This window comes from Corallococcus sp. AS-1-6, from assembly GCF_020037015.1.
Taxonomy (GTDB): Bacteria; Myxococcota; Myxococcia; order Myxococcales; family Myxococcaceae; genus Corallococcus.
Window position 1 is genome coordinate 207753 of record NZ_JAIQDE010000013.1, and the last position, 25536, is coordinate 233288.

General features: G+C 72.0%; 15 protein-coding genes. 9 read left to right on the forward strand and 6 right to left on the reverse strand.

Annotation, left to right across the window (positions count from 1 at the left end):
* Positions 1-55: 55 nt before the first annotated feature.
* Entirely contained in the window at positions 56-3001 is a 2946-nt protein-coding gene (locus K8612_RS20035) for a DEAD/DEAH box helicase (protein WP_223763455.1), read from the forward strand.
* Here K8612_RS20035 and K8612_RS20040 read toward each other — a convergent pair.
* From K8612_RS20040 to K8612_RS20055, 4 genes are all read right to left on the reverse strand, one after another.
* Complete coding sequence (locus K8612_RS20040) at positions 2967-3740, reverse strand: immunity 52 family protein (RefSeq protein ID WP_373692118.1); 774 nt, start codon at positions 3738-3740, stop codon at positions 2967-2969. The two genes, K8612_RS20035 and K8612_RS20040, sit on opposite strands and share 35 nt — an antisense overlap.
* 12 nt (positions 3741-3752) lie before the next feature.
* A complete protein-coding gene (locus K8612_RS39300) occupies positions 3753-5186 on the reverse strand; it encodes a Tox-REase-5 domain-containing protein (RefSeq protein ID WP_304503982.1) in 1434 nt (477 codons plus the stop codon).
* A gap of 336 nt (positions 5187-5522) precedes the next feature.
* Entirely contained in the window at positions 5523-6638 is a 1116-nt protein-coding gene (locus K8612_RS20050; RefSeq protein WP_223763457.1) for a winged helix DNA-binding domain-containing protein, read from the reverse strand.
* A gap of 12 nt (positions 6639-6650) precedes the next feature.
* Positions 6651-7028 carry a hypothetical protein gene (locus K8612_RS20055; protein ID WP_223763458.1) on the reverse strand — a complete coding sequence of 126 codons (378 nt, stop codon included), beginning with the start codon at positions 7026-7028 and terminating at the stop codon, positions 6651-6653.
* Positions 7029-7080: 52 nt separating this feature from the next.
* On the opposite strand from K8612_RS20055, the gene K8612_RS20060 reads away from it, so the two are divergent.
* Positions 7081-8745: an alpha-amylase family protein gene (locus K8612_RS20060; RefSeq protein ID WP_223763459.1), complete on the forward strand. Its 1665-nt coding sequence runs from the start codon at positions 7081-7083 to the stop codon at positions 8743-8745.
* 7 nt (positions 8746-8752) lie between these two features.
* On the opposite strand, the gene K8612_RS20065 is transcribed toward K8612_RS20060, so the two are convergent.
* Complete coding sequence (locus K8612_RS20065) at positions 8753-9877, reverse strand: hypothetical protein (RefSeq protein ID WP_223763460.1); 1125 nt, start codon at positions 9875-9877, stop codon at positions 8753-8755.
* Positions 9878-10100: 223 nt separating this feature from the next.
* Between K8612_RS20065 and K8612_RS20070 the strand changes: the two genes are divergently transcribed.
* From K8612_RS20070 to K8612_RS20080, 3 genes are read left to right on the forward strand one after another with little or no spacing between them, the layout of a single operon-like run.
* Positions 10101-10877: a CPBP family intramembrane glutamic endopeptidase gene (locus K8612_RS20070; protein ID WP_223763461.1), complete on the forward strand. Its 777-nt coding sequence runs from the start codon at positions 10101-10103 to the stop codon at positions 10875-10877.
* A 50-nt stretch (positions 10878-10927) separates the two neighbouring features.
* Positions 10928-12592, forward strand: a complete 1665-nt coding sequence (locus K8612_RS20075; RefSeq protein ID WP_223741685.1) for a DUF262 domain-containing protein — start codon at positions 10928-10930, stop codon at positions 12590-12592.
* Position 12593: 1 nt separating this feature from the next.
* A complete protein-coding gene (locus K8612_RS20080) occupies positions 12594-14591 on the forward strand; it encodes a HipA domain-containing protein (protein ID WP_223763462.1) in 1998 nt (665 codons plus the stop codon).
* Between the two features lie 4 nt (positions 14592-14595).
* Here the strand turns inward: K8612_RS20080 and K8612_RS20085 are convergent, their stop codons facing one another.
* Positions 14596-16488, reverse strand: coding sequence for a Hint domain-containing protein (locus K8612_RS20085; protein ID WP_223763463.1), 1893 nt, complete (start codon positions 16486-16488; stop codon positions 14596-14598).
* 223 nt (positions 16489-16711) lie between these two features.
* Here K8612_RS20085 and K8612_RS20090 point away from each other — a divergent pair, with 223 nt between their 5' ends.
* From K8612_RS20090 to K8612_RS20105, 4 genes are all read left to right on the forward strand, one after another.
* Entirely contained in the window at positions 16712-18562 is a 1851-nt protein-coding gene (locus K8612_RS20090) for an OPT family oligopeptide transporter (RefSeq protein ID WP_223763464.1), read from the forward strand.
* A 15-nt stretch (positions 18563-18577) separates the two neighbouring features.
* Positions 18578-22432 (forward strand): serine/threonine-protein kinase, encoded by a 3855-nt coding sequence (locus K8612_RS20095; protein ID WP_223763465.1) that lies wholly within the window; start codon positions 18578-18580, stop codon positions 22430-22432.
* 119 nt (positions 22433-22551) lie between these two features.
* A complete protein-coding gene (locus K8612_RS20100; RefSeq protein ID WP_223763466.1) occupies positions 22552-24117 on the forward strand; it encodes a hypothetical protein in 1566 nt (521 codons plus the stop codon).
* Between the two features lie 3 nt (positions 24118-24120).
* Positions 24121-25536: a serine/threonine-protein kinase gene (locus K8612_RS20105; protein WP_223763467.1), complete on the forward strand. Its 1416-nt coding sequence runs from the start codon at positions 24121-24123 to the stop codon at positions 25534-25536.

A 25536-nucleotide genomic window follows, 5' to 3' on the forward strand; every position in this document is an offset into this window, starting at 1 on the left:
GGGACGCATCCGACGTTGCGCACGGGCGTGGCGGGGCGTAGGGAAGCCGCCTGCCATGTCCGAGAACACCCAGCTCCTCGAAGCCGTCCGGAAAGAAGCCAAGCCGGGACTCTGGTCCAAGGGCGTCAGCCTCGCGCGGGACGGCGCGGTGGCGCTCCAGTCGCGCACGGGCTCGGAGGTCGAGCTGCGCGTGAAGGTGGCGGGCCGGGCCGTGGCCTTCACCGTCGTCCTCTACCCGGGCGACGAGGCGTGGGAGTGCGACTGCCCCAGCCCGGTGGACCCGTGCGAGCACGTGGTCGCGGCGGCCATCTCCCTGGACAAGGCGGAGAAGCAGGACGCGCCGCTGGAGGCGGTGTCGGAGCGCTGGTCGCGCGTGGTGTACCGCTTCACGCGCGTGGAGGGCGGGCTGCAACTGCACCGCGTCCTCGCGCACGCGGACGGCACGGAGGAGCCGCTGGAGGACCTCACCGGGCGCCTGGCGAAGCCGCAGGCCGGCGTCACGCTGCAGGTGGAGCAGGTGGACCTGGTGATGGAGCGCCTGCTGGAGCGGCGCACCCGGGGGCCGCTGCTGGCGGAGAAGCTGGACGCGCTGCTGCGGGCCCTGGAGCCCGCGCGCAACGTGCTGCTGGACGGCCGGCCGGTGGCGGTGTCCAGCGAGGTGCTGCCCCCGCGCGCGAAGGTGGAGGACAAGGGCCAGCAGTGGGTCATCACCATCACGCGCGACCCGCGCATCACGGAGGTGGTGAGCCCCGGCGTCGCGCTGACGGCGGAGTCCCTGGTGCGCCTGGGGGAGACGGCGATGACGGGCGCGTGGCTGCAGCACCTGCCGCTGGTGCGCACGTACTCGCCGGAGCAGTTGGGGGAGCTGTCCGCGAAGATTCTGCCGGAGCTGGCGCGGCGCATGCCGGTGGACATGCGCAGCCGCCGCCTGCCGCCGCTGGACCGCGACCTGAAGCCGCGCATCCTCCTGGAGCTGAACCAGCTCACCCAGGGCCTGTCGGTGCTGCCCACGCTGGTGTACGGCGCGCCGCCGACGGTGCGCATCGACAACGGGCGCATGGTGTACCTGCGCGGCGCGGTGCCGCTGCGCGACGAGGCCGCGGAGCAGAAGCTGCTCCACCAGTTGCGTGACGAGCTGAACCTGGTGCCCGGCCGCCGGCTGACGGTGCAGGGGCCGGAGATGATGCGCTTCGCGGACAAGCTGCGGAAGTTCCGGGGCGACCTGGGCGGCGACGCGGCGGGCATCGTCAGCCCGGACATGCGCCTCAAGCCATCCTTGCGCGTGGAGGGCGGCGCGTCCGGCGCGGGCGTGCCGGAGGTGCGCTTCACGCTGGAGTTCGAGGTGGAGGGCGGCAAGGGCGGCGCGCGCACGGTGGACGCGGCGGCGGTGGTGCGGGCGTGGACGGAGGGCCTGGGGCTGGTGCCGCTGGACGGAGGGGGCTGGGCGCCGCTGCCGCGCGCGTGGCTGGACAAGAACGGGCAGCGCGTGGCGGACCTGCTGGCCGCGCGTCAGGCGGACGGCCGCGTCGCGAACCACGCGCTGCCGGAGCTGACGCAGTTGTGCGAGTCGTTGGACCAGCCGCCGCCTCCCGGGTTGGACAGGCTGGCCCCGCTGGTGGAGGGCTTCGAGAAGCTGCCGCCGCCGGTGCTGCCCGCGGAGCTCAACGCCACGCTGCGCGCGTACCAGCAGCAGGGGGTGAGCTGGCTGTCGTTCCTCAAGGGGGCGGGGCTGGGCGGCATCCTCGCGGACGACATGGGTCTGGGAAAGACGCTCCAGACCATCTGCATCCTGGGGCCGAAGTCGCTGGTGGTGTGTCCCACGAGCGTGCTGCCCAACTGGGTGGCGGAGCTCGCGCGCTTCCGGCCGTCCCTGAAGGTCTGCGTGTATCACGGCCCGGGCCGCAAGCTGGACCCCGCGGCGGACATCACGCTCACCACGTACGCGCTGTTGCGCCTGGACGCGGCGGTGCTGGGCGCGCCCACGTGGGAGGCGGTGGTGCTGGACGAGGCCCAGGCCATCAAGAACCCGGAGAGCCAGGTGTCGCGCGCGGCGTTCGGGCTCAAGGCGAACCTGCGGCTGGCGCTCAGCGGCACGCCGCTGGAGAACCGCCTGGATGAGCTCTGGAGCCTGATGCACTTCACCAACCCGGGCCTGTTGGGCGGGCGCCGCCAGTTCGAGGAGAAGACGGCGCAGCCCATCGCGGACGGCAAGCCTGGAGCGGCGGAGGGCCTGCGCCGCCGCATCCGGCCGTTCATCCTGCGCCGCCTCAAGCGGGACGTGGCGCCGGAGCTGCCGCCGCGCACGGACTCCGTGATGCACGTGCAGTTGGATGAGCGCGAGCGCTCCGTCTACGACGCGGTGATGGCGGCGACGCGCGCGGAGGTGGTGGCGCTGCTCAACGAGGGTGGCAGCGTGCTCAAGGCGCTGGAGGCGCTGCTGCGGTTGAGGCAGGCGGCCTGCCATTCGGCGCTGGTGCCGGGGCAGCACGCGAAGACGTCCTCCAAGGTGCAGACGCTGGTGGACGCGCTGGAGACGGCGGTGTCGGAGGGCCACAAGGCGCTGGTGTTCTCGCAGTGGACGTCGCTGTTGGACCTCATCGAGCCGGGGCTCAAGGAAGCGGGCATCGGCTTCGAGCGGCTGGACGGAGCGACGGCGAACCGGGGCGAGGTGACGGCGCGCTTCCAGGGCCAGGACGGAGCGCCGGTGCTGCTCATGTCGCTGAAGGCCGGCGGCACGGGCCTGAACCTCACGGCGGCGGACCACGTGTTCCTGATGGACCCGTGGTGGAACCCGGCGGTGGAGGCGCAGGCCGCGGACCGGGCGCACCGCATCGGGCAGGAGCGGCCGGTGATGGTCTACCGGCTGGTGTCCCAGGGCACGGTGGAGGAGAAGATTCTGGGCCTCCAGGAGAAGAAGCGAGCCCTGTTCGAAGCCGCGCTCAGCGAGGCCGGGGGCGCCGCCGCCATCACCCGCGAGGACCTGCTCCAGCTCTTCGCATGAGCCCGGCCCGGGCCAGCAGTTCGCGCACCCGCCGCGCCAGGGCGATGTGCTCGGGGTTGGCCACGGTGAATCGCTCGGGGGTGAGGATGATCAGCGTGCCCTTGTCCTCCACCGGTTCGATGCGCACGGGGGCGGGCAGGGGGGGCACGGTGCCTCGGTCACGGGCGAGGTACGTCACCCAGCCAAGCCACGGGTCGTCCTGGCCCTGCCTGCCGTCCATCCCCCGATATGTCTCGGACATGGCCACCGCCCAATCGGGTTCCCAGGCCAGCGCCATGCTGCGCGTCACGTCCGTCAGCATCGAGGCGGTGATGAGGCGCTCCGCGCTCTCTCCTTTCGATGGGAGAGACAGAACGCAGACGTTGGCGGACTTGCGCTGCGAGTAGCTCCCGCAGGTCATACTCACGGACACCATCTCATTGGGAGGCCCATCGTTGTATGCGCTGACCGTCAGCCCCAATTGCTCGAAGGCCGGTCCGCCCGGCTCGCGGTTGACGCCACGCCGGAACGCCTCCGTCAGCGTGGGCAGGTCGGGAGGCATGAGAGGCGTCTTGCGTCCCCTTCCGCGCGGCTTGGGGATCTTGTTCCAGTTCGCTAGCAGGGGATCGCATGCGGCCAGCAGGTTGAAAAAGGCCGCCGCACGCTGGGCACACTCCTCGGGAGACTCTCGTCGCGCCCCCCAGTAGGCACCTGCGTAGTAGGTCTCCGGATAGGTCCTGGAATCAGCGAGGGTCGTCATGAGATGTATCTCTCAAGGCTTCAACGGGCGCACCGGGGTAGGGATGACGATGATTTCCGTGACGTTCTTGCCCTCTAGCAGCTTCCGAATGGAGTCTGCCGCATGCTTCTCGGCGACGTGCCATTCAATCCGGATCCCCATCCCATGGACGGCTTCGACCTGCCGGGCTCCCTGGGTCGCGAGTTCCTCGGCCTTGCCCGAGAGCGTGAACCAATTCTTGGGGGAGAGGTCCTCATTGAAGAACGCCGAGTAACCGGGGCCCTTGGCGTCCAGGAGCACGTCATCCCTGAACCCATCGAACTTGACGCCTCCGTCCTTCGTACTCGTGCCGCCGACCCAGTACGCCTCGTCCGCCGTGTGCCCGGTGATCTGCTCCTGGTAGGCCCGGGCACGCGGAGACATCGACTCCCTGGCGGGCGCCCACTGCCCTGGCCCTTTGGACGGAGCGGCGCCACTGCCCTGCGCGTTCGCACGCTGGAGGATGATGGCCGCTCCGGGCCCGCCGCTCAGTGCCGCCGCCGCGCGCCCCGCTGGAACCGAGACGCGTTCCAGTGCCAGCGCCCCCTCCGCCGACAGTGAGAGCACCGGTACCGAGACCTCCGCGCCGACCGTCATCCCCTTCAGCGTCCGCGTCGTGGCCGAGGCCGCTCCCCCGGTGATGAGCAGGCCCGTGGTCAGCCGCGAAACTTCGCGGATCTGCTCGCCACGGGTCATGGACTGGAAGCGTTCCCAGTACATGGGCGAGGACGCGATGAGCGCCGCTACGCCCGCTGGCAGGTGGCTCAGTCCCGCGATGCTGTCCACCGGACGCGAGAGCAACTGTCCCAGCGCGTGGTACAGCTCCACGAAGGCGTCCTCGGCTCCGTCCAGCGTGCGGCTGATGACGTCCGCGTCGTCGTACACCTCCGCCAGGGGCCGCCAGTCCGAGGCCTGGAGCTGTGCGTCTACGGCTCGGAATGCACCGCCCCTGCCGCTGTAGAAGCGACCCAGCTCGAAGCCATGCGCGCGGAAGGCGCCATCCCTCCACTCAACCGTCGCGACCTTCTGCTGGGTGCGCCCGGTGAGTGCCCAGGCCAGGTAACCGTCGGGGCGTAACACCGCGATCCGTTCCCGCGAAAAGCGCTCCGCCCGCCGGGACAACTCCTGCCGCGTGACCGCGCGTCCCCCCATCACCTCGCGCAGGATGAAGCCCGCGGCCATCCGGGGCGGGAAGGTGCTCAACGTGACGGGCTTGCCCAGAAGCACTCCCATCAGTCGCGATGCTTGCGTGGGCGTCAGCTCTCCTGCCAGGGGGCGTTCGTCTCGCGCCTCGAGCCCTGCGTTCGTCAGCAACTGCTCCCATGCGTCCGGCTGTGCGTCGTCATGACGGGTGATCTCCGCCATGGCCGTTGCGCGAACAGGGCTTGCCCCCGTCGCCAGTTCGCGCTCGGCCTTGCGGCGGTACAACGGCTGAGCTGCCTTGGAAGGCGCAGTGCTCGACGCCGGAGCGGATGCGCGCGGCGCCTCATCGCTCGACGCGCGCACGCCAGGGGATGCGGCGGCCGTGCGAGGTGTGTAGCTCAGCGAACCACCATGCCTGTGAGGCGCCGAAGCGCAGCCGGTGACAAGGAGGGCCACGCACACAAGCAGGACGTCAGCGCGCATCGTCCGCCCCCAGGCCCACCTGCGGTAGCCCATCGCTCGCGCCTCCTGACGGCACACCGGCCTGGCGTGCGGAGTCCGGTCATAGCCGCCGGGTCCGACAACCCGGCCATGCAGGAGTCGAGGTGTTCCTCGGCGCGGCTAGGTGGCGAACCGCACCGCCACCTTCGCGGCGTCCGGGTCGCTGAAGCGCAGGAGGTCCTCTCCCTCCTGCGCCAGGGCGTCCTTCGCTGCCTTCTTCACGGGCTCGAACGGCTTGCACACCAGGGTCGCGATGCCCTTCTTGCGCTCGGTGCTCCATGAGCCCGCGACGTGGCCGTCCACCAGGAACACGTTGAGCACGCGCAGGTTCTTCGTGGACAGCTTCTCGCGGTGCTCCTCCGGCACGACGCGGGTCCGGTCCGCGTGGGAGAGGATGAGGTTGTCGAAGTCTGGCAGGAAGCGCACCGGCGCGGGCGTCTCTTCGTCCGGGCGCGGGGCCTTGGGCAGATCGAAGAGGACGCGCTTCTTCTCGTCGCGGAACTCCACCAGCTTGCCGCGCACCTTCTCGAAGGCGTCCTTCAGCGGCTTGATGCCGGACCAGGACTGCATGTCCGCCACGGTGGCCGGACCGAAGGCCGCCAGGTAGCGCAGCACCAGCGGCGAAGCGTCGTCGTCCGTGGAGAGCTCCTCGCCCAGCCAGGACTCCGCCAGCGTGAAGCCGGAGTTGCCGGGCCAGCCCCACTCCAGCCCCTCCTCGGGCACCTGGACGAGCGGCAGCATCATCCGCGCGGCGAAGCCCATGGCCCGCTCATCGCCGTCCACGTGGTGCTTCATCAGGTGCCCGCGCACCTCCTCGAAGGTGCGGGGCTGCTCCTGGAGGAACGGCTTCGCCGTGGCCAGCAACGCAGGCAGGTCCAGCGCCGCGGCGCGCTCCTTCAGCACGGAGCGCATGGCCGCGTTGAGCAGGGGCTGGAAGAGGCCCCGGTAGCGCAGGTAGTCCTTCGCGGTCATCAGGTGCAGCGTGCCGCGCATCATCGTGCCGCGCGCCAGCTCCCGCTTCAGCGCCAGCTTCGTGAGCGCGTCGCGCTGGAAGCCCTGCAAACGCGACCAGAGGGCCAGGTACGGCGGACGCGCGAGCTGGGCCTGGAGTCCCACCAGGTGCTCGATGGCTCGCGGCACGGTCATCTTCTCGCGCGTGAGCAGTAATTGACGCGCGAGAGTGGCGCGGTTGAGGGCCTGACGGGACAGCACGTCGGTGGGCATGCTCCCGAGCATACCCAGCGGCCTTCAGCGCGTGAGCGCGGGAATCACCTTCTCACCGAAGGCCTCGATGAAGCCGTCCTGCTCGCGGTTGACGTTGTGCAGGTACAGCCGGTCGAAGCCCAGGCGCAGGTCTTCCCCCAGCCAGTCCACGTGCTGCTGGAGGCTGCTGGAGACGCGCAGCGGGCCGTCCAGGTCGTGCGGCTGGACGACCGTCGCCGCCGCGTGGAACTGCGCGGGCGTGCGCAGGTCGGTGAGGACGCTGTTGTCCAGGATGTTGGCCGCCCACTGGTTGCAGGCCCCCTCGCGGGCCAGCTCGTCGTCCTTCGCGTAGGACAACTGCACCTTGAGGAACGAGTGTTGGCTGAACGAAGTCCGATGGCCCCCAGGTGTGGGGTTCCGCACGACGCCCCCATCCGAACGGCCACGTCCGCGAGGGGACGGCTAAACGGAGCGGATGATTGAAGACCTCTGGTACAAGAACGCGGTCGTCTACTGCCTCGACGTCGAGACGTTCATGGACGGCAACGGCGACGGCGTGGGGGACTTCACCGGCCTGCGCCGCAAGCTGGACTACCTGGCGGGCCTGGGCATCACCTGCCTGTGGCTGTTGCCCTTCCAGCCCACGCCCAACCGCGACAACGGCTACGACATCCGCGACTACTACGGCGTGGATCCGCGCCTGGGCGACCTGGGCGACTTCGTGGCCTTCACCCACGAGGCGAAGCTGCACGGCATCCGCGTCATCATCGACCTGGTGGTGAACCACACGTCGGATCAACACCCGTGGTTCCAGGCCGCGCGCAAGGACCCGGACAGCCCCTACCGCGACTACTACGTGTGGGCGAAGAAGAAGCCCAGGGACGCCCACAAGGGCATGGTCTTCCCGGGCGTGCAGCCCTCCACGTGGACGTACGACAAGGAGGCGCGCCTCTGGTACTTCCACCGCTTCTTCGACTTCCAGCCCGACCTCAACGTGGCGAACCCGGAGGTGCGCGAGCAGATCCTCAAGGTGATGGGGTTCTGGCTGGAGCTGGGCGTGTCCGGCTTCCGGGTGGACGCGGTGCCCTTCCTCGTCGAGCTGAAGGGCGTGAAGAACCCGGACGTGAAGAACCCCTACAAGCTGCTGGAGGAGATGCGCGAGTTCCTCTCATGGCGAAAGGGCGACGCCATCCTGCTCGCGGAGGCCAACGTCACCATGGACGAGGTGGTGGAGTTCTTCGGTGACAACGACCGCATGCAGATGGTGTTCAACTTCCTGGCGAACCAGAACTTCTACCTGGCGCTCACGCGCGGGGACGTGACGCCGCTGGTGCAGGCCCTGAAGTCCTCCCCCAAGCTGCCGCACACGGCGCAGTGGGCGAACTTCCTGCGCAACCACGACGAGCTGGACCTGGGGCGCCTGCCGGACGCGGACCGGCTGGAGGTCTTCCAGGCGCTGGGGCCGGACAAGGGCATGCAGTTGTATGACCGGGGCCTGCGCCGCAGGCTCGCGTCGATGCTGGACGGGGACCGCCGCCGCATCGAGGTGGCGTACAGCCTGATGTTCTCCCTGCCGGGGACGCCGGTGCTCTGGTACGGCGACGAGCTGGGCATGGGGGAGAACCTGGCGCTCACGGAGCGGCAGGCGGTGCGCACGCCCATGCAGTGGAGCCCGGAGCCGCACGGCGGCTTCACGCTGGCGGACGCGCCGGTGAAGCCCCTGGTGTCGGAGGGGCCGTTCGGCTTCCGGCAGGTGAACGTGGCGCAGCAGCGCCGCGACCCGGGCTCGCAGCTCAACTGGACCGAGCGCATCATCCGCGCGCGCAAGGAGTGCCCGGAGCTGGGGTGGGGCGCGTGGAAGGTGCTGCGCACCGGCAACAAGGGCGTGCTGGCCATCCGGTACGAGTGGAAGGGCAACGCGCTGGTGGTGCTGCACAACCTGTCCGCCCGGCCCTGCACGGTGAAGCTGGATCCGGGCGGCGAGGAGGCGTGCACGCTGTTCAACGTGCTCAGCGAGGACCACTCCAGGCCCGTGGACGGACAGCGCCACGTGCTCACGCTGGAGGGTTACGGCTACCGGTGGTTCCGCGTGGGGTTGGAGAACCCCGCGCGCAAGCACCGGACGGAGCCGCTGCCCTAGCGGAGGCTCACAGCATGCTGGCGATGTCCTTCACCGGCTGCGGGGCGGCCTCGGTGTTGGCCAGGGCGCCCGTATAGGCTCCGAAGAGCATCCCGGCCGGGTTGGCGCGGCCCTTGGTGATGGAGCCGATGACGCCCTCCGCGGCGCCCTTGATGGTGTTGACGTAGCCCTTCGCGGCGCCCTCGAGGACGCCCTTGAAGCCGCCCTCCGAGTCGCCGATGCCCGTCAGGACGTTGCTGACTCCGGGGATGAACCAGAGGGCCTTGCCGGCCTCGCCCATGGCCCACTGGAAGTTGTCCTTGTTGCTGCCGTCCGCCTTCACGTGGGTGTCCTTGGTGGTCGGCAACTGGTGCTCGCCCAGGAAGGAGTAGCCCTTCTCCGCGAAGTCCTTGAGCATGCCGGCCTCCGTGCCGTGGCGCGCGTCACCGTCCTTGGTGATGCCCTCGATGTTGCCGTCGCCCACGCCACCCTGGACCTTGTTCGAGCGGTCCCCGCCCGTGGAGGCCTTCGCGCTGTCGATGAACTCCAGCACCTTGGCCAGACGGTAGACGCCGTCGGCGTTCTGCTTCGGGTCCTTCAGGTCCAGCTTGGGGTCGACGCCCGTCTGCTTGCACAACTGGTCGAACTTGATGTCCTTCTGGCGGCCCAGGTTCTTGAGCACGGGCGTGTCGTCGACGATCTGCGCCGCCGTGCGGTTGTCGCCAGCCGGGCGCTTGTCATTGGCGCTCGGGACGCCGTTGCTGGTGGCCTCCGGAGCCGGAGCCGGAGCCTGGGTCTGCGCGGGAGCCGGCGCCAGGTCCTGGAGCTCCGGGGGGAGCCCGCGGGGACCGAAGGCGGCCGGGGCCGGCGCCAGGTCCTGGAGCTCCGGGGGGAGACCGCGGGGGGCGAAGGCGGCCGGCGCGCCGAGCATGTCCGCCGCGCCCTCCATCCCGGACATCGCGAGCGGCTGCCGCCGGTTGATGATCGCGGGCTCGAACGAGTCCACCTGGCTGAAGCCCCGCGCGGGCATGCTCCGGGAGGCGTCCGCGACGGGCCCCGCGGAGAGCTGGGCCTTCGGGCTGACGAGCGCGGACTCCGCGGTGGTGGGGCGCAGCAGGGAGGAGGAGCGGGCCGTGGCCTTGAGGTCGATCATGGGTATCACCTGGGGTCTGGGGTGCGACGTTGCCCTCACCCATTGCAGCGCGCATGCCGCTCCAGGGCTGCTCGTAACTCGCGGATTTCCCAGGGATGGGGGCCCCGTCGCGGGCGTGCCGGCGGTGACTCCAGTCACCAGGAGGATGGCGCCAGTCACCACGGCAGGGCCTTCCAGGTTGGCTGTGCGGTGGGTGTTGCCCGCGCTATGAGGGGCTTCCTTCATGAGCCCCTCGCCTTCCGAGTCATCGTCTCCCCCGGGTGTGGCGCTGCGCTACGCGCTCGCGTTCGCCGTGCTGTTCGCCTGTTACGAAGCGCCGGAGGGGATTGGCGGCCGGGTGCTGGGCAGCTTCGCGGTGACGGCGGCGCTGATGCTGTTCTTCCACGCGGTGGCCTGGGGCGTGGGGCGGTGGCTGGGCTACCGCAATGGCTTTCATGCGTATGCGCTGGAGTGGCGGGGCTCCGCGCTCGCGCGGGCGCTGGCGGTGATGCTGGTGCTCAAGCCGCTGTCCGTGCTGGTGGGCGTGGCGGTGGGCGTGATGCGCGTGCAGCCGCTGGAGAAGCCGCTGATGGGCACGGCGCTGCTCGTGGCCGCGCTGGGCGTGGGGGTGTCCACGTTCGTGCCGTCGGTGGCGGAGGATATCGTCGCGCGCGGCTTCTGGTACCGCGTGTGGCCGGTGGCGGGGCGGGGCGTGGGCTACGTGCTCCTGGCCGCGGGCGTGTTCGTGCTCACGCACGTGTACCGGCTGGGCAACGGTCCGCTGGAGTGGCTGATGTTGTTCTGCACGGGCCTGGCGTACGCGGCGGCGGTGGCGCGCACGGGCTCGCTGTGGGGCGCCGTGGGGCTGCACTGGGGATGGAACCTGGCGAACGGGCTGATGGACCTGCAACTGGACGTCAACGCGGTGGGGCAGGGCGGCCGCATCCTGTCCGCCGTGACGGGGCTGGTCGCGCTGGGGCTGGTGGTGCTGCTGCCCAAGCGACGTGACTCCTCGGTGTAGGTGGCGGGTTCAGGAGCTTCGGGTTACAGACCCGGGGGAGGAGGCTCGCGATGCCCGCTCCCCTGACGCGGCGCCCGGAGACGAAGTCGTTCAGCATCGAGGACCTGCTCGACCGCGTGCGGCGTGGCGAGGTGCGCATCCCCGAGTTCCAGCGCCCCCTGCGGTGGACCGCGGAGGACGTGCGCGACCTGCTGGACAGCGTGTACCGGGGCTATCCCATCGGGACCCTGTTGTTCTGGCGCCGGGAGGCCCCCGCCGCCAACGTCAGCTTCGGCCCCGTGCGCATCGACGCGCCCTCCACCAGCCAGGGCCTGTGGGCCGTGGACGGACAGCAGCGCGTGACGGCGCTCGCGGGCGTGCTGCTGCATCCGTCCTATGGCGACGAGGCCGGACGCGACGACTTCCACCTCTACTTCGACCTGGAGACGGAGGAGCTGCACGCACCTCCGGAGTCCGGCGCGCCCCCCCCGCACTGGCTGCCGATGAACGAGGTGCTGGACAGCGAGTCGCTGCTCCACTGGCTCAACCGCTACCCTGGCCGTGAGGCCCACCCGGAGCACCTGCGCGCCGCCATCCGCCTGGGCAAGGCCATCCGCGAGTACCAGGTGCCCGCGTACGTCGTGGACACGGCGGACGAGAAGGTCCTGCGCATCATCTTCAAGCGCCTCAACACCGCGGGCCGCCCGCTCACGGACGAAGAGGTGTTCAACGCGCTGTACGTGGGCTCACGCTCGCTGAGCCTGGAGTCGGTGACCGAAGGGTTGAAGGAGCTGGGCTTCGGCAGCATCCCGGAGTCGCTGCTGCTGCGCGCCGTGCTGGCCGTGCGCGGCCTGGACTTCACGCGGGGCTATCAGGAACAGCTCAACCAGGACGACGAGCTCACGGAGACCGTCCGCCGCACGGACCGGGCGCTCCGGGACGCCATCGTGTTCCTCAAGCGCGACGCGTTCATCCCGCACTTCAAGCTGCTGCCCGCGCCGGAGAACTCGCTCGTCTTGCTGACGCGCTTCTTCCAACTGCACCCGGAGCCGTCACCGCGCTCGCGAGAGCTGCTGTCCCGCTGGTTCTGGCGCCACATCGTCTTCGGCGGCTGGGAGCTGAAGCCCCCGGAGGCCCTCCAGGTCTTCGCGGCCATCCGCTCCGACGAGGAGCGCTCCATCCAGGCGCTGCTGACCCAGGTCCCGCCTCCGCTCATCCGCTGGTGGATGGAGACCGGCATGCCGGTCATCCCGCACACGTCCATGCGGCCGCCCCTGGTCCTGCGCATCGCCATGCTGTCCCTCCAGCCCCGGGACCTGCTGACGGGCGGGGTGCTCGAACCCGGCGAGGTGCTGGCGGAGGGCGAGGGCTTCCAGCGCCTCCTGCCCCTCGAGGGCGACTTGCGGTGGGCCATCGCTTCACCCCAGGGCCACCGCGCGCTGGTGCGGGTGACGGAGCGCCCCTTCAACTTCCTCTTCCACCCGCGCATCCCAGGAGGGCTGGTCGCGAGGCTGATGGATGCGCAATCGACTCCGAGCCAGGAGGTGCTCCAGAGCCACGGCATCACCCCGGACGCCATGGACGCCTTGCGGCGCGGGGACCCCATGCGCTTCCTCCAACTGCGTCAGGCGGTGCTGGAGCCCGTGCTGCGCCAGTTCATGGAGGCCCGCACGCGCTGGGATGACTCGGACCGGCCTTCGCTCCAGTCGATGATCATCGACGACGATGAGGACTGACATGGACCCCACGCTCCCCGTGTCCACCACGGGCATCCTCGACGTCCTCATGGGCGACGTGCACGTCGGCACGCTCACGCTGCTCGCGGACGAGCGCATCGAGTTCAGCCTCTCCGAGGACTACCGCCAGCGCTACCCGCGCCCCGTGCTGGGCCAGTTCTTCGAGGACGACCTGTCGCGCCGCCACACCAGCCGCATGCGGCTGCCGCCGTTCTTCTCCAACCTGCTGCCCGAAGGCCCGCTGCGCGACCTCATCTCCGAACGCCAGCACATCGCCCGGCAGCGCGAGTTCTTCTTCATCGCCCACCTGGGCGCGGACCTCTCCGGCGCCGTCATCGTCCGGCCCGCGGGCGAGCTCGCCGGCCACGACGCGCCCCTGACGGACGCCCCCGCCGAGCCCGTGTCGGACGGTGAGCCGCTGCGCTTCTCGCTCGCGGGCGTGCAGCTCAAGTTCTCCATGCTCCGGCGAGACCGGGGCATGACGCTGCCCATGGGCGGCCTGGGCGGAGACTGGATCGTCAAGCTGCCGGACAACCGCTACGACCGCGTGCCGGAGAACGAGCTGTCCGTGATGACCTGGGCCCGCGCCACCGGCATCGACGTGCCGGAGCTCCAACTGCTCCCGGTCTCCGACCTGCACGGCCTCCCGGAGGGCATCACCCTGCGCGAGGACCTGGCCTACGCCATCCGCCGCTTCGACCGGCCGTCCCCCGGCCGCCGCGTGCACATGGAGGACCTGGCGCAGGTGCTGGGGCTGTACTCCGACGAGAAGTACAAGAAGTACAACTACGAGACCATCGCCAACGTGCTGCTCAAGGTCGCGGGCCTGGACGCGCTCCAGGAGTTCCTGCGGCGGCTGGTGTTCATCGTCGCGTGCGGCAACGGCGACGCGCACCACAAGAACTGGTCCCTCTTCTACCCGGACGGCACGCGCCCCACGCTGTCGCCCGCGTACGACTTCGTCTCCACCATCCAGTACATGCCGCAGGATCAGCTCGCGCTGAACCTGGCGAAGTCCAAGCGCTTCGAGGACGTGTCGCTCCAGAGCTTCGAGCGACTGGCGCGCAAGCTGGGCCTCGCCGACGAGGACGTCCTCCCGGTGGTGAAGGGCGCCGTGGAGGTCGCGCTCGACACGTGGACCACGCTGCGCGCGGACCTGCCCATGCCGGAGCTCTTCAAGCAGCGCATCGAGGAGCACTGGAAGCGCGTCCCGCTGCTCCAGGGCAACGTGAAGCGCAGCGCGGGCGAGCTGCGCCAGACGGTCAACGCCTTCTTCACCCTCTACAACGAGCTGCCCCGCCTGGGCCCCGGCAGCGACGAGAGCACCCGGGAGGCCCTGCGGCGCCTGTCTCCGCTGCCGCCCTCGCCGCGCGTGCTGGACCTGGGCGCGGGCACCGGCCGGCAGTCGCTGGTGCTCGCGCGGGAGCTGGGCACGCGCGTCACCGCCGTGGACCTGCACCGGCCCTACCTGGACCGGCTGGAGCGCGAGGCCCGCGAGCAGGGCATGGCGGACGCCATCGTCACGCGCCAGGAGGACATGCGCGCGTTGACGCTGCCGCCTGCGTCCGTCGATCTGCTCTGGTCCGAGGGCGCCATCTACCTGATGGGCTTCGAGCAGGGCCTGCGCCAGTGGCGGCCGTTGCTCGCGCCCGGTGGGCAGGTGGCCGTCACCGAGTGCACCTGGCTCACGGACGTCCGGCCCCCGGAGGCGGTGCGCTTCTGGGCCGCCGGGTACCCGTCCATGGGCACCGTCGCCCAGAACCGCGCCAGCGCGGAGGCGGCGGGCTTCACGGTGCTGGACACCTTCACGCTGCCCGCGTCCGCGTGGTGGGACGACTACTACACGCCGCTCCTCCAGCGCATCGAACGGCTGCGCCCCACCGCGGACGCGGCCCTGCGCGAGGTCATCGCGGCGGCGGAACAGGAGGTGAGCCTGTACCGCCGCCACGGGGACAGCTACGGCTACGTCTTCTACCTGCTGCGCTCGCGCGAGGCGTGACGCCTCAGCGGCGGCTGTTCAGGTAGTCCGCGTGCCACGCGGCGGGCAGCGCGGCCAGCACGTCCGAGGCGACGGGCCGGTGCTTCTCCCGCGCCAGGTCCGTCTGCATGCGCGCGTCACCGACCAGGAAGCCGTTGGCGATGAGCGTGTGCTCCTTCGCGCCCACGTCCACCAGCTCCGCGTCCGTGCCGAGGGTCAGGTTGTAGACCTGGCCCTTGAAGGGCACGCGCTCCACGGAGGCCAGCGTCGCCTCGCCGTCCTTCGTCACGAGCACGTCGCCCACGGCGAGCTCGCCCGCCGTCACGACGCCGCGGGTGCGGCTGACCATGGGGTGGGTGTTGGTCACGAGCACGTCCTGGCCCTTGCCCGCCTTCAGGCGCACCATGGGCTGGGACTCGGTGCCCTTCGTCACGGTGGTGACGGTGAGGGCGCGGCCGTCCGCGCTGGACAGCACGCGGTCACCGACCTTCACGGACTCCACGGGGACGGACCTGCCGTCCGCGCGCAGCACGCGCGTGCCCGCCGCGAGGCAACTGTTCTTGAAGTCCAGCACCGCCAGCCGGCGGAAGCCCACGCGCGTCACCGGGCTGAAGCCGCCGCCGGAGCGGGGGCACGTCGCGTTCACGGTGGTGAAGGCCTGCATCGCCACGTCCTGCTCGTGCGCCAGGCAGTCCGTGCCCAGGTCCATCAGCCCGTTGAAGGGGATGCTGGACGCGTCCGGGCCGGTGCCCAGCGGCAGGCTGCCCGTGAGCACCACCGTGCCCGGCGTGGTGGCCGTGACGTTGTTGACCTTGCAGCGGCCACCCGCGCTGAGGAGGACGATGTTCACCTCGCTCTTCACCGCCGTCACGGTGCAGTTGGACGGCAGGCCCGTCACGTAGGTGCCCCGCGCCGGCAGGTACAGCTTCGCGGAGTTGAACGCGCCCGGCGTGGGCCAGTAGGCCGTGGTGTCCGGCAGCCACTTCTTCGCGGCCACGGACGTCAGGGCGTTCACCGCCGCCACGCCCGTGTAGCCGCCCGCGAAGGCGGTGATGTTGCCGGCCGCGTCCTTCTTCGCCAGCGTGTAGTCGCAGTCCAGCGCGCCCGTCGCGGAGCCGCGCTCCAGGCAGGTGCGGATGGCGTTGCCCGCCAGCCCCGTGCCGATGAGCTCGCGCGGGTGGTCGAAGTTCAGGCCCGGCGGCAGGAGCAGCACCGTGGTGTCCGCGGTGGAGTAGAAGGTCTCCATCCGGCCGCTGGCCTCGTCGTAGGCCATGGCCACCGAGTCGTAATACAGGACCCGGTCCGGACCCGCGTCCAGCACCACGTTCAGCGGATCCGTCTCCAGCGTCTTGGCCAGGTAGTCCTCCGTGGCCGTCGTGGCCAGCAGTTGGAACTCCTGGCGGTCCGGCGTCGTGGAGTACGCGTTGAAGTCCACGTAGGAGTAGTCCGCCCCGCCAGCGCAGGTGAGGTAGCCCGAGCCCTGGAACGTCGTCTCACCGCCGCCGTGAGCAATCTCCTCCAGGGGCAGCAGGTGGCCGCACCACTCGGCGGTCGTGGTCTGGGCCTTCACCTGGCCGGAGGCCTTCTCCGTCAGCACGCGCTCGCGCTGCCGCGACAGGGTGGAGAACAGGCGAGGCGAGTTGGCCGGCGTGTTGCCCGCTGCCTCCAGGCGCTTCATCAGGAAGGCGTACTGGTCCGCGTCGCCCAGGTCGAGCGGCATCTGGGTGGCATCCGCGTGCTGCTGCTTCCACTGCGCGTACAGCTTCGACATCTTCAGCGCGTCGCGGGCCCGGTCCTGGCGCACGGCGGCCGTCGGCGCTTCGCGCGGGGGCTCGGCCGTGCAGCCGGCCATGAGGGGAGTCGAGAGCACCATCGCGGACAGGACGAGGCGCTTCCAGTTGGGGGTGACGTGGAGCATCGGGGAACTCCGGAACCGGACGCCTTCTCACCATGAGTGCTGGCTCGGTTCACATTGAGTATGCTCCTGGAAGTCCTGGATGTCCCATGAAATCAGACTGGAGTCTGTGACATCCGCGTGCCTGTGATTGGGCGGGTGGGGGCGACAGGGATTGAGACATCCCGGAGCAGGCGGGGCCGGGGAGGTGGCGCGGGAGGGGACGAAGGGAGAGGATGGGCGGCCCATGCCGGCCCCCGCCCCCCGAGCCGTCCCCGCCGGGGACACGCCCTCCGACGCCTCGCTGACGCTGCTGAGCATCCCCGGCGGGACGCAGGCGGAGGTGGATACTTACTGGCTGGAGCACGTGTACCAGGGCGACCGGCTGCCCCAGCTCACCCTGCGCGCGGTGCTCCTGGGCGCGGGGCTGGGCGTGCTCACCTGCGCCACCAACCTCTATGCGGGCCTGAAGACGGGCGTGGCGTTCGGCGTGGCCGTGACCGCCGCGCTGCTCGCGTCCGCGGCGCATGGGGCGCTGCGGCGCTTGGGCCCCCGCGCCGCCGGCAGCCCGCTGTCCCTGCTGGAGCTGGGGTGCGCGCAGACGGTGGCGTCGTCGGCGGGGTACGCGACGGGCGGCGCGCTCGTGTCGGTGCAGGGGGCGTGGCTGTTGACGACGGGGCACCACCTGCCGGGTGTGACGCTGCTGGCGTGGACGTTCCTCCTGTCCGCGCTGGGGGTGCTGTTCGCGGTGCCGCTCAAGCGGCAGTTGGTGGACCGGGAGCAGCTCCCGTTCGCGTCCGGGACGGCCGCGGCGGCCACGGCTCGCGCGCTGCACTCGGGAGGGGAGGCGGCGGGGCCCCGGCTGCGCATGCTGGGCGTGGGCGGGATGATCGCGGGTGTGTTGACGCTCGCGCGGGATGGGTTCGGGCGCGTGCCGTATGCGTATGCGTTTCCCGGGACGTGGGGTGGGGTGTCGCTGGAGCGGTTGGGGTTCGCGCTGGAGACGGGGTTGATGCCGGTGGGCGGAGGCGCGCTGTTGGGCGTGCGGGTCACCGCGTCCATGTGGCTGGGGGCGCTCGTCGTCCATGGCGTCATCGCGCCCCGGTTGATGATGGCGGGGGTGGTGGCCCCGGAGGGGGATTTCCTCGCGTGGGCGCTGTGGCCGGGGGCGGCGGCGCTCACCACCGCGTCGCTGTTGCAGTTCGCGCTCCAGGCCCGCGTGTGGGGCCGGGCGCTGCGGGGGCTGCGCGGGCCGCGTCAGGCGCCGCATCCCATTGAAGCGCTCCAGGTGCCCGGGCGGTGGTGGGTGGCGGGGATGCTGGTGCTGACGCCCGCGACGGTGGCGCTGGCGCGGGTGGGCTTCGACGTGCCGGTGCCGCACGCGCTGCTCGCGGTGGCGCTGTCGTTCGTGCTGTGCCTCATCTCCTGCCGTGTCACCGGGGAGACGGACGTGAGCCCCGTGGGCGCGCTGGGGCAGGTGACGCAGCTCACGTATGGCGTGCTGCTGCCTGGGGACGTGCGCGCGAACCTGGCGACCGCGGGCATCACGGTCAACGCGGCGTCCTCCTCCGCGGACCTGCTCACGGACCTGAAGGCGGGGCACCTGCTGGGCGCGAATCCGCGCCGCGTGTTCCTGGCCCAGTTGATGGGGTGTGTCGTGGGGGCGCTGGTGGTGGTGCCGCTGTTCTACCTGCTGGTGCCGGAGCCGTCGGTGCTGGGCTCGGAGCGCTTCCCGGCGCCGGCCGCGACGGTGACGGCGGGCGTGGCGCGGGTGCTGGCGTCGGGGCTGGAGGCCGTCTCCGCGGACCTGCGGATTGCCATGGCGTGGGCGGCGGGGGCGGCGGCCGTCCTCACGCTGGGCGAGCAGGCGCTGCCGGAGCGCTTTCGCCGCTGGACGCCCTCGGCGGTGGGCATGGGGCTGGCGTGTCTGCTGCCTGCCTCCACGTGCCTGGGGTTCTTCCTGGGCGGGCTGGGGTGGGAGCTGGCCCGGCGGTGGCGGCCCGCGACGGAAGGGCCGGGCGTGACGCTGGCGGCCGGGCTCATCGCGGGCGAGGGGCTGGTGGGGGTGGGCATCGTCCTGGCGCGGGCGCTCTGGTAGCCTTCGGGCATCCGCATGCGCTGTCCGGTCTGCCACCGCCGCCTCGCGCCCGGCGCGGCGTGCCCCGTGAATGGCGTCGCCGCCGGGGCCGGTGTCCCCCTGGAGCCGCTGGCGATTCCCGACGTCCCCGGCCTGTCCGGTGCCGCCCTGTTGGGGGTGGGGGGCTTTGCCCACGTCTTCACGGCGGTGCGCGAGTCGGACGGCCGCGAGGTGGCGCTCAAGGTGGGGCTGGGGCCGCACCATGCGCGCTTCGCCCACGAGGCGGAGGCGCTCCGGCGCGTCGGGCCTCCCACGGTCCCGGAGGTGCTGGAGGAGGGGCGGGTGGGGGGCAGGCCCTTCCTGGTGCAGGAGCTGCTGCGAGGGCAGACGCTCGCGGCGTGGATGGCGGCGCTGCCAGGGACGGGCGCGGCGTCCGTGGCGCGGGTGCGGGAGCTGCTGACGGGGCTGTGTCCGGCGGTGGCGCGCGTGCACGCGGTGGGGGTCGCGCACCGGGACCTCAAGCCGGAGAACATCTTCCTGCGTGAAGGTGGCGCGCTGAGCCTGTTGGACTTCGGGCTCGCGCGGTGGATGGACGCGGGGCCGGCGGAGGAGGCGGGGAACCGCGCGGGCACGACGGTCTACATGGCGCCGGAGCAGTGCCTGGACGCGCGCGGGGCGGGGCCGGCGGCGGACCTCTACGCGTTGGGAGTGCTGCTCTTCGAGCTGCTCACGGGGACGCCGCCGTTCCACGGCACGCCGGACGAGGTGCGCGAAGGCCACGTGAGCCAGCGTCCGCCGCGCGTGTCGGAGCGGGCCCCGGTCCCGGTGGCGCTGGACGCGGTGGTGGCGCGGTGTCTGGCCAAGGAGCCGGCGGAGCGGTACGCGAGCGCGGAGGAGGTGCTGGCCGCGTTCGAGGCGGCGTGCGCGGAAGGGCCTTCGCTGCCTGCTGTCGTCGGGGCGAGGGATGCGCGGCCGGCGCAGGGGCTGGCGACGTTCGCGGGCGCGCGGCCGGTGGCGGTGCTGGGGCTGCGCACGGCCGCGTCGGTGGAGGGGCTGGCCGCGACGCTGGAGCCGTTTGGCGGAGTGGTGGCGCGGGTCGCGGCGGGTGGCTACCTGCTCGTCTTCTGCGAGTCGTTGTCCGCGGAGGCGAACGTGCGCGCGGGCGCGCTCGCGGCGCGGCGGCTGGTGGAGTCCGGAGAGGCCTCGGCGGTGCTGCACGTCGCGGTGCTGTACGTGCATCCGGGCACCACGTTGCCGCGCATCGCCGGTGCCGCGCTGGAGCGGCCGGAGACGTGGTGGGGCAGGGCGCTCGCGCAGGGCGAAGTGCGGGTGACACCGGAAGCGGTCGCGCGGCTCGAGCCCGGTTGGATCGAGCCCGTCACCGGCGAGTCCACTCCGTCGCATGCGGCCAGAGAGGACGAACTCGCCGCGACGGGTGACGCCGCTGTGCCGCGAGCGGCCGTGGAGGGGACAGGCGGAGCGGTCTTCCGTCTGCGCCTCCATGACGAGGACGGCGCTCGCGTTGATGGCGAGCCCCCTCCATTCGTTGGCCGCGACGCGCTGCTGGAGGCACTGAGCGCGGACGCTGCGCGGAGCCTGTCGTCCTCGGCTCCGGGCCTGGGCGTGCTCACCGGCGAGGTGGGGCATGGCAAGTCACGGTTGCTCAAGGCGCTCGCGGTCCAGTTGGAGTCCGCGGGCCACGCGCGGGTCGTGCGTCTGCGCGCGCCCCCTCCTGATGCGTCGCTGTCCAACTCCCTGCTGGATGCCCTGCGCGCCGTCGTGGGCCGTCCTTCCGCGGAGCCCCGCATCCTGGCCGAGGCACTCCTCGCCCAGGCCCGTGAAGCCCCGCTCGTGCTTTTGCTGGACGACGCGCACCTCGCGGATCCCTTGAGCCTGGATGTGCTCGAACGCGCCACGCTCGCAGGGCCTCGGGCACCCCTTTGGATCTGCGTCGCTGGACGTCCTTCGCTCCTGGGCCTGCGTCCCCACCTGGGCGAGCGCAGCGCCCACGTCTCCCGCCACACGTTGCCGCCCCTGTCGCCGGAGGCGAGCCGCGCGGTGCTCGTCCACCTGCTGCGCCCCGCGGAGCACATCCCCGAACCCGTGCTCGCGCGCCTGGAACAACTGGCGCAGGGCGTGCCCCTGTCCCTCGTCGAGCTGGCTCGCGCGCTCCGCGCCGCCGGAGCCCTGCGCTCGGCGCCAGGGGGCGGATGGTACGTCGCGCCGGACGCGCTGCTGGACGTCTCCGTCACGCCGCTCTTTGAACGGCTGGCCCCGCGCGTGCTCGCGGGCCTCCCGGAAGCCCACCGGGTGCTCGCGCGGCTGTGCGCGGTGCTGGGCACGGAGGTGGATGTCGCGCGCGTGGACGCAGCCCTGCGCCACCTGGCCGCTGGACCGGAGCTGTCTCGCGTCGCCGCGCTGGACGCGGGCGCGGGCCTGCAACGGCTGACCCGCGCGGGCCTCCTGCGGCCCACCGGCCCGGGCCGCTTCGCCTTCCGCCACCCGCTCCTGCGCGAGGCCCTGGAGGCCCTGCTTCCTCCCGCGCCCCGCCGCGCGCTGCACGCCGCCGCGCTCAAGGCCAGCGTAGGCGACGACGTGGCGGAACGCCGCCGCCGGGCCCACCACGCGGCCGTCTGCGGCGCCCACCTGGAGGCCTCGCGCGACTACCTGGCGCTCGCGGAGGAGGCCCGCTCCGGACACCTTCCCGTGGAAGCGGAGCAACACTACACGCGCGCGCTCGCGCTCCTCCCGGAGTCCGACGACGCGCGCCGGGCCCAGGCGCTCGCGGGACGGGGCAAGGTGCGCCACCGCCTCCAGCGCTTCCGCGAAAGCCTCGCGGACCTGTCCGCCGCGCGCGCCCTGGCCCGCGTCCGGGGCGACGCCGCGCTCGAAGTGGACCTGCTGCTGGAGGAAGCCACCGCGCGCGACTGGATGGAGGACTCGGAGGGCTCCGCCGCCTGCACGCGCGAAGCGCTCGACGCCATCGAACCCCTGGACGCGCCGCGCCTGTCCCTCCGCTGTGGCCTCGCCCGCGGCCGCCTGCACGTGCGTCAGGGCGAGTGGGCCGCCGCGGCCCGCGTGCTCACCTCCACCGCCGAGGGCGCTGAACGCGCCAGGGATCACGAGACGCTGGTCGTCTCCCTGGCCCTGCTGGGCGCGGCCCTCACCTTCCTGGACCGCGCACCGGAGGCCGCCGAACGCTTCGACGAAGCCCTGGAGCGCTGTGAGGCCGCGGGCGACGGACTGCACAAGGCCGCCGTGCTGTGCAACCGCGTCCTCTTGTGGCTCCGCCAGGGAGACGTGCCCCGCATGGAGGCGGACCTGCGAAAGGCCATGGCCCTGGGCCGGGAGCTGGCCCACGCGCAGATGGAGCGCTGGTCCACCTTCAACCTGGCGGAGGTCCTCTACATGCAGGGCCGCCTGGACGAAGCGCTCCCCCTCGCGCAGCGAGCGCACGAACTGGGCGTGCGCTTCTTCCGCGAACACCCCGTGCCCGTGGACGCGCTGCTCATCGCCCGCATCCAGGCCGCCGCGGGAGACGAGGCGGCGGCGGCCCGCCAGCTCGCCTGGATTTCGGAGCGCTGTCCGCCGGAGTCCCTGCCGCCCACCGCCATCATGCGGCGGCTGGTGGAGATCCAGGTCCATCAACAGGCCACCGGCGCCTTCCGTGCGGCGGACTGGGCCGCGCTCCACGCGGAGGCGGACGCGCTGGCCTCGCCGGATGAGAAGGCGGAGATCCTCCTGCAGGCCACCGGCATCGCGCGCCGCACGGGCGCCATGGAAGAAGCCCGCGCGTGGCTCGAGCGCGCCAGACCCGCCGTGGCGGAAGCCCCGCTGTGGTCTACGCGTTTCCACGCATTGCGTGCCGCGCTCGCACCCGCAGCGCTGTAACGGGAAGCGCTACACGGTGCCGCGCACGTAACCTTTCGCGCTACAGGGAGACAAGAAGGCCGCGCCTGGGGTTTCCTTCCCCTCCCATTTCCGAATCCTGCCCAAGGAGTGTTCGCGCGATGGCCTCCTCCGTCCTCCGAGTCCCCTGGTGTTTCCTGTTGCTGGCCCTGACCGGCTGCGAGCCCGCGCTCCCGGAAGACACCACCTCCAGCGCCGACGCGGACGTGGCGCTCGGCAAGAGCGAGGCGGACATCCGCATCGCCAACTCGCTCCTCACGCGGGAGCTGGTGCTCAACGCCATCGCCGCGAACCACGACGCCAACGAGGCGCTGTCCACCCACTCGCTGGAGTCCCTCTTCGACCCTGACGTGATGAGCCCCGGCGCGGACAGCGCGCTCGTCAACCACCAGCTCCGCGACCCGTACGCGCAGCGCTTCATGGCGTACCTGGTGAGCTGCGCGCTGGGCGAGGGGGAGACGCTCGAATGGCTCAACCCCTTCCTGTCCGCCGGCTCCCAGCGCAGTGAATGGGCCGGCTCCGCGGGCCTCTGCCCGTGGTGGCGCACGCAGGCGCCGGGCGACGCGTGCCTCCGGCGCGTGACGGCGTGCCTCCTGTCGCGCAACAACGGCCTGGGCTACCGCGTGGAGCTGTCCATGCGCGGCGAAATCCGTGAGCCCGCGGCCTCCATCGCGGAGCCGTTCTCGCTGGACCCGTGGTCGGTGCCGCTGGACCAGGTGCCGACCGCGACGTCGTCGGTGAACAGCGCCGTGCCGTGCGGCTCCCAGACGCTGGGCGCGGATCGGGACTGCGGCTGGAAGATGCACTCGGTGGGGTGGTGCCCGGCGAACCAGACCATCTCCGTGGGCGCGGGGGGCCCGGCGATCTGCCCGTCCGGGACGCCGCTGGGCTCCAGCTCCGAAGCGCGCATGGTGCTGCGCGTGTGCCGGGGCATCGCCGGCTGCGACAAGGCGGACGCGCGGCACGTGGAGTCCAGCCAGGGGTGCGTGCCGGAGTCCACGGACCCCTCGTCCTCCACGGACACGGACCCCTCCGTGACCTTCACCTGCCCCGCGGCGGGTGGGTACTTCACGGTGATGACCGCGCCCTGGGACAGCGACGTGGAGGGCACGGCGACCGTGGGCGTCTCGGCCGGCGTGCAGGCGCCGCTCTCCGAGCGCGCCGTGTACCGGGTCCGCGAGGGCGCCTTCTACGGCAACCTCTTCGGCGCGGAGGCGCTCCGCGGCGACATCAACGTGACGGTGACGTTGGTGGCGGGGTCGAAGGACCGCTACACCGTCAACCGCCCGAAGGGCCGCCAGTCGAAGCCCATCTTCAAGGACCTCTACTCCTGCTACGACCCGGGCTGGGTGTACGGCCGGGCCTACGCGACCTACCGCGTGTGCGCGCTGCCGGGCACGGAGGAGGACTGCGCGGCCACCGTGACGGGCCCGTGCTGGACCCCCGACGCGAGCATCGCCCGCCAGTGCAAGACGCAGGACGGCCCGCTGCTGGCGGGTGACGGCGACTTCGAGCTCTGCAAGGACACGTCCGGCCGCGTCTGGGAGGAGCCCATCACCGTCTACCTGAATGGCGCGTGCGACCTGGTGGATGAGCAGCACCGCGACCTGTGCAAGCGCTGGACGGAGCCCCCGCCGCCGCAGGAGACGTCCCGGGGCAAGTGGTAGCCCATGGCGGGCAACGGCGAGGAGTCCCTCTATGGCGAGGAGCTGCGGCCCGGGGCGCTCGTGGGCGAGTGGGTCGTGGACCGGGTCCAGGTCCACGGCCCGGTGTCCGCGCTGTATCGGGCGCGGCACGCGCGGTCCGGCGTGCCCGCGGCGCTGAAGGTGCTGCACCCGCAGGTGGCCGCGGCGGCGGTGGCGCTGCGGCGCTTCCGGCGTGAAGCGGCCACGCTCCAGCGGCTGCGCCACCCGCACATCGTCACGGTGCTGGGGTACGGCGAGCTGTCGGACGGCCGTCCCTTCATCGCCATGGAGTGGCTGGAGGGACAGGACCTGGCGGCGGAGCTGGCCACGCGAGGGCCCCTGTCGCCGCGCGAGGTGCTGGAGGTGATGGAGCAGGTGGGCGCGGCGCTGCGGGTGGCGCACGCGGCGGGCGTGGTGCACCGCGACCTCAAGGTGCAGAACGTGGTGCGGCTGGCACCGGGGCGCGGTGGCCCCGCCGTGAAGCTGGTGGACTTCGGCGTGGCGAAGGGGCTGGTGCCGGGCGCGCCGGGCAGCTCGTCGCTCACGCACACCGGCGTGGTGCTGGGCACGCCGCTGTCCATGGCGCCGGAGCAGATCCGCGGCGAGGTGCCGGACGCGCGCACGGACCTGTACGCCGCGGGCGTGCTGCTCTTCCAGTTGCTCACGGGCATGCCGCCCTTCCAGGGCACCACGCGCCACGACGTGGAGCAGCAACACCTGCACGCGCCGCCGCCACGTCCCGGAGAGCACGCGCCGGTGTCCGCCGCGCTGGACGCGGTGGTGCTGCGCTGTCTGCGCAAGGCGCGCGAGGAGCGCCACCCGGACGTGGACGCGCTCCTGGAGGACCTGCGGGGCGCGGTGCTGGGAGGCGCGGCGCCGGTGGAGGTGCCGCGCGCGGTGGGCCTGTACGTGGAGGCCCGGCTGACGGGAGCACTGGACGCGGGCGCCATGGAGGACCTGGACGCGAGCCTGGAGCGCGCGAGCACCCTGGCGCGCGAGGCCGGGCTGGAGGTGCGGGTGATGGGCGGCGCGTGCCTGCTCGCCGTGGCCAGCCTCCCGGACGACGTGCGCCGGGAGCGGGAGCTGCGCGCACGCGTGCTGGACGTGGGGCTCGCGCTGACGGGCCAGGGTCCCTCCGACGCGCGCCTGCACGTCACCGTGCACGTGGACCGGCTGACGTCACGCGAAGAGGCCCACGGCTGGACGGAGTCCACGGCCTCCGCGTGGGACGGGGCGGGCGGGGAAGGGGGCCTGCTCCACCTGCCCGGCTGGGTGCGGGACGACGCGGAAGCCGCCACGCCCATCGTCACCGGCGCGGCGCTGCGGGGGCTGGAGGCGGACTTCATGGCCAGCCCGGTGCCGGAGGCTCCCGAGCGCTGGCGGCTCTCCTCCCGGCGCTGA

Bases quoted from the DNA above. Each gene is read 5' to 3' on its own strand.
- K8612_RS20035 (WP_223763455.1), top strand. From the start codon at position 56: ATGTCCGAGAACACCCAGCTCCTCGAAGCCGTCCGGAAAGAAGCCAAG.
- K8612_RS20040 (WP_373692118.1), bottom strand. From the start codon at position 3,740: ATGACGACCCTCGCTGATTCCAGGACCTATCCGGAGACCTACTACGCA.
- K8612_RS20050 (WP_223763457.1), bottom strand. From the start codon at position 6,638: ATGCTCGGGAGCATGCCCACCGACGTGCTGTCCCGTCAGGCCCTCAAC.
- K8612_RS20060 (WP_223763459.1), top strand. From the start codon at position 7,081: ATGATTGAAGACCTCTGGTACAAGAACGCGGTCGTCTACTGCCTCGAC.
- K8612_RS20065 (WP_223763460.1), bottom strand. From the start codon at position 9,877: ATGATCGACCTCAAGGCCACGGCCCGCTCCTCCTCCCTGCTGCGCCCC.
- K8612_RS20070 (WP_223763461.1), top strand. From the start codon at position 10,101: ATGAGCCCCTCGCCTTCCGAGTCATCGTCTCCCCCGGGTGTGGCGCTG.
- K8612_RS20075 (WP_223741685.1), top strand. From the start codon at position 10,928: ATGCCCGCTCCCCTGACGCGGCGCCCGGAGACGAAGTCGTTCAGCATC.
- K8612_RS20080 (WP_223763462.1), top strand. From the start codon at position 12,594: ATGGACCCCACGCTCCCCGTGTCCACCACGGGCATCCTCGACGTCCTC.
- K8612_RS20085 (WP_223763463.1), bottom strand. From the start codon at position 16,488: ATGCTCCACGTCACCCCCAACTGGAAGCGCCTCGTCCTGTCCGCGATG.
- K8612_RS20090 (WP_223763464.1), top strand. From the start codon at position 16,712: ATGCCGGCCCCCGCCCCCCGAGCCGTCCCCGCCGGGGACACGCCCTCC.
- K8612_RS20095 (WP_223763465.1), top strand. From the start codon at position 18,578: ATGCGCTGTCCGGTCTGCCACCGCCGCCTCGCGCCCGGCGCGGCGTGC.
- K8612_RS20100 (WP_223763466.1), top strand. From the start codon at position 22,552: ATGGCCTCCTCCGTCCTCCGAGTCCCCTGGTGTTTCCTGTTGCTGGCC.
- K8612_RS20105 (WP_223763467.1), top strand. From the start codon at position 24,121: ATGGCGGGCAACGGCGAGGAGTCCCTCTATGGCGAGGAGCTGCGGCCC.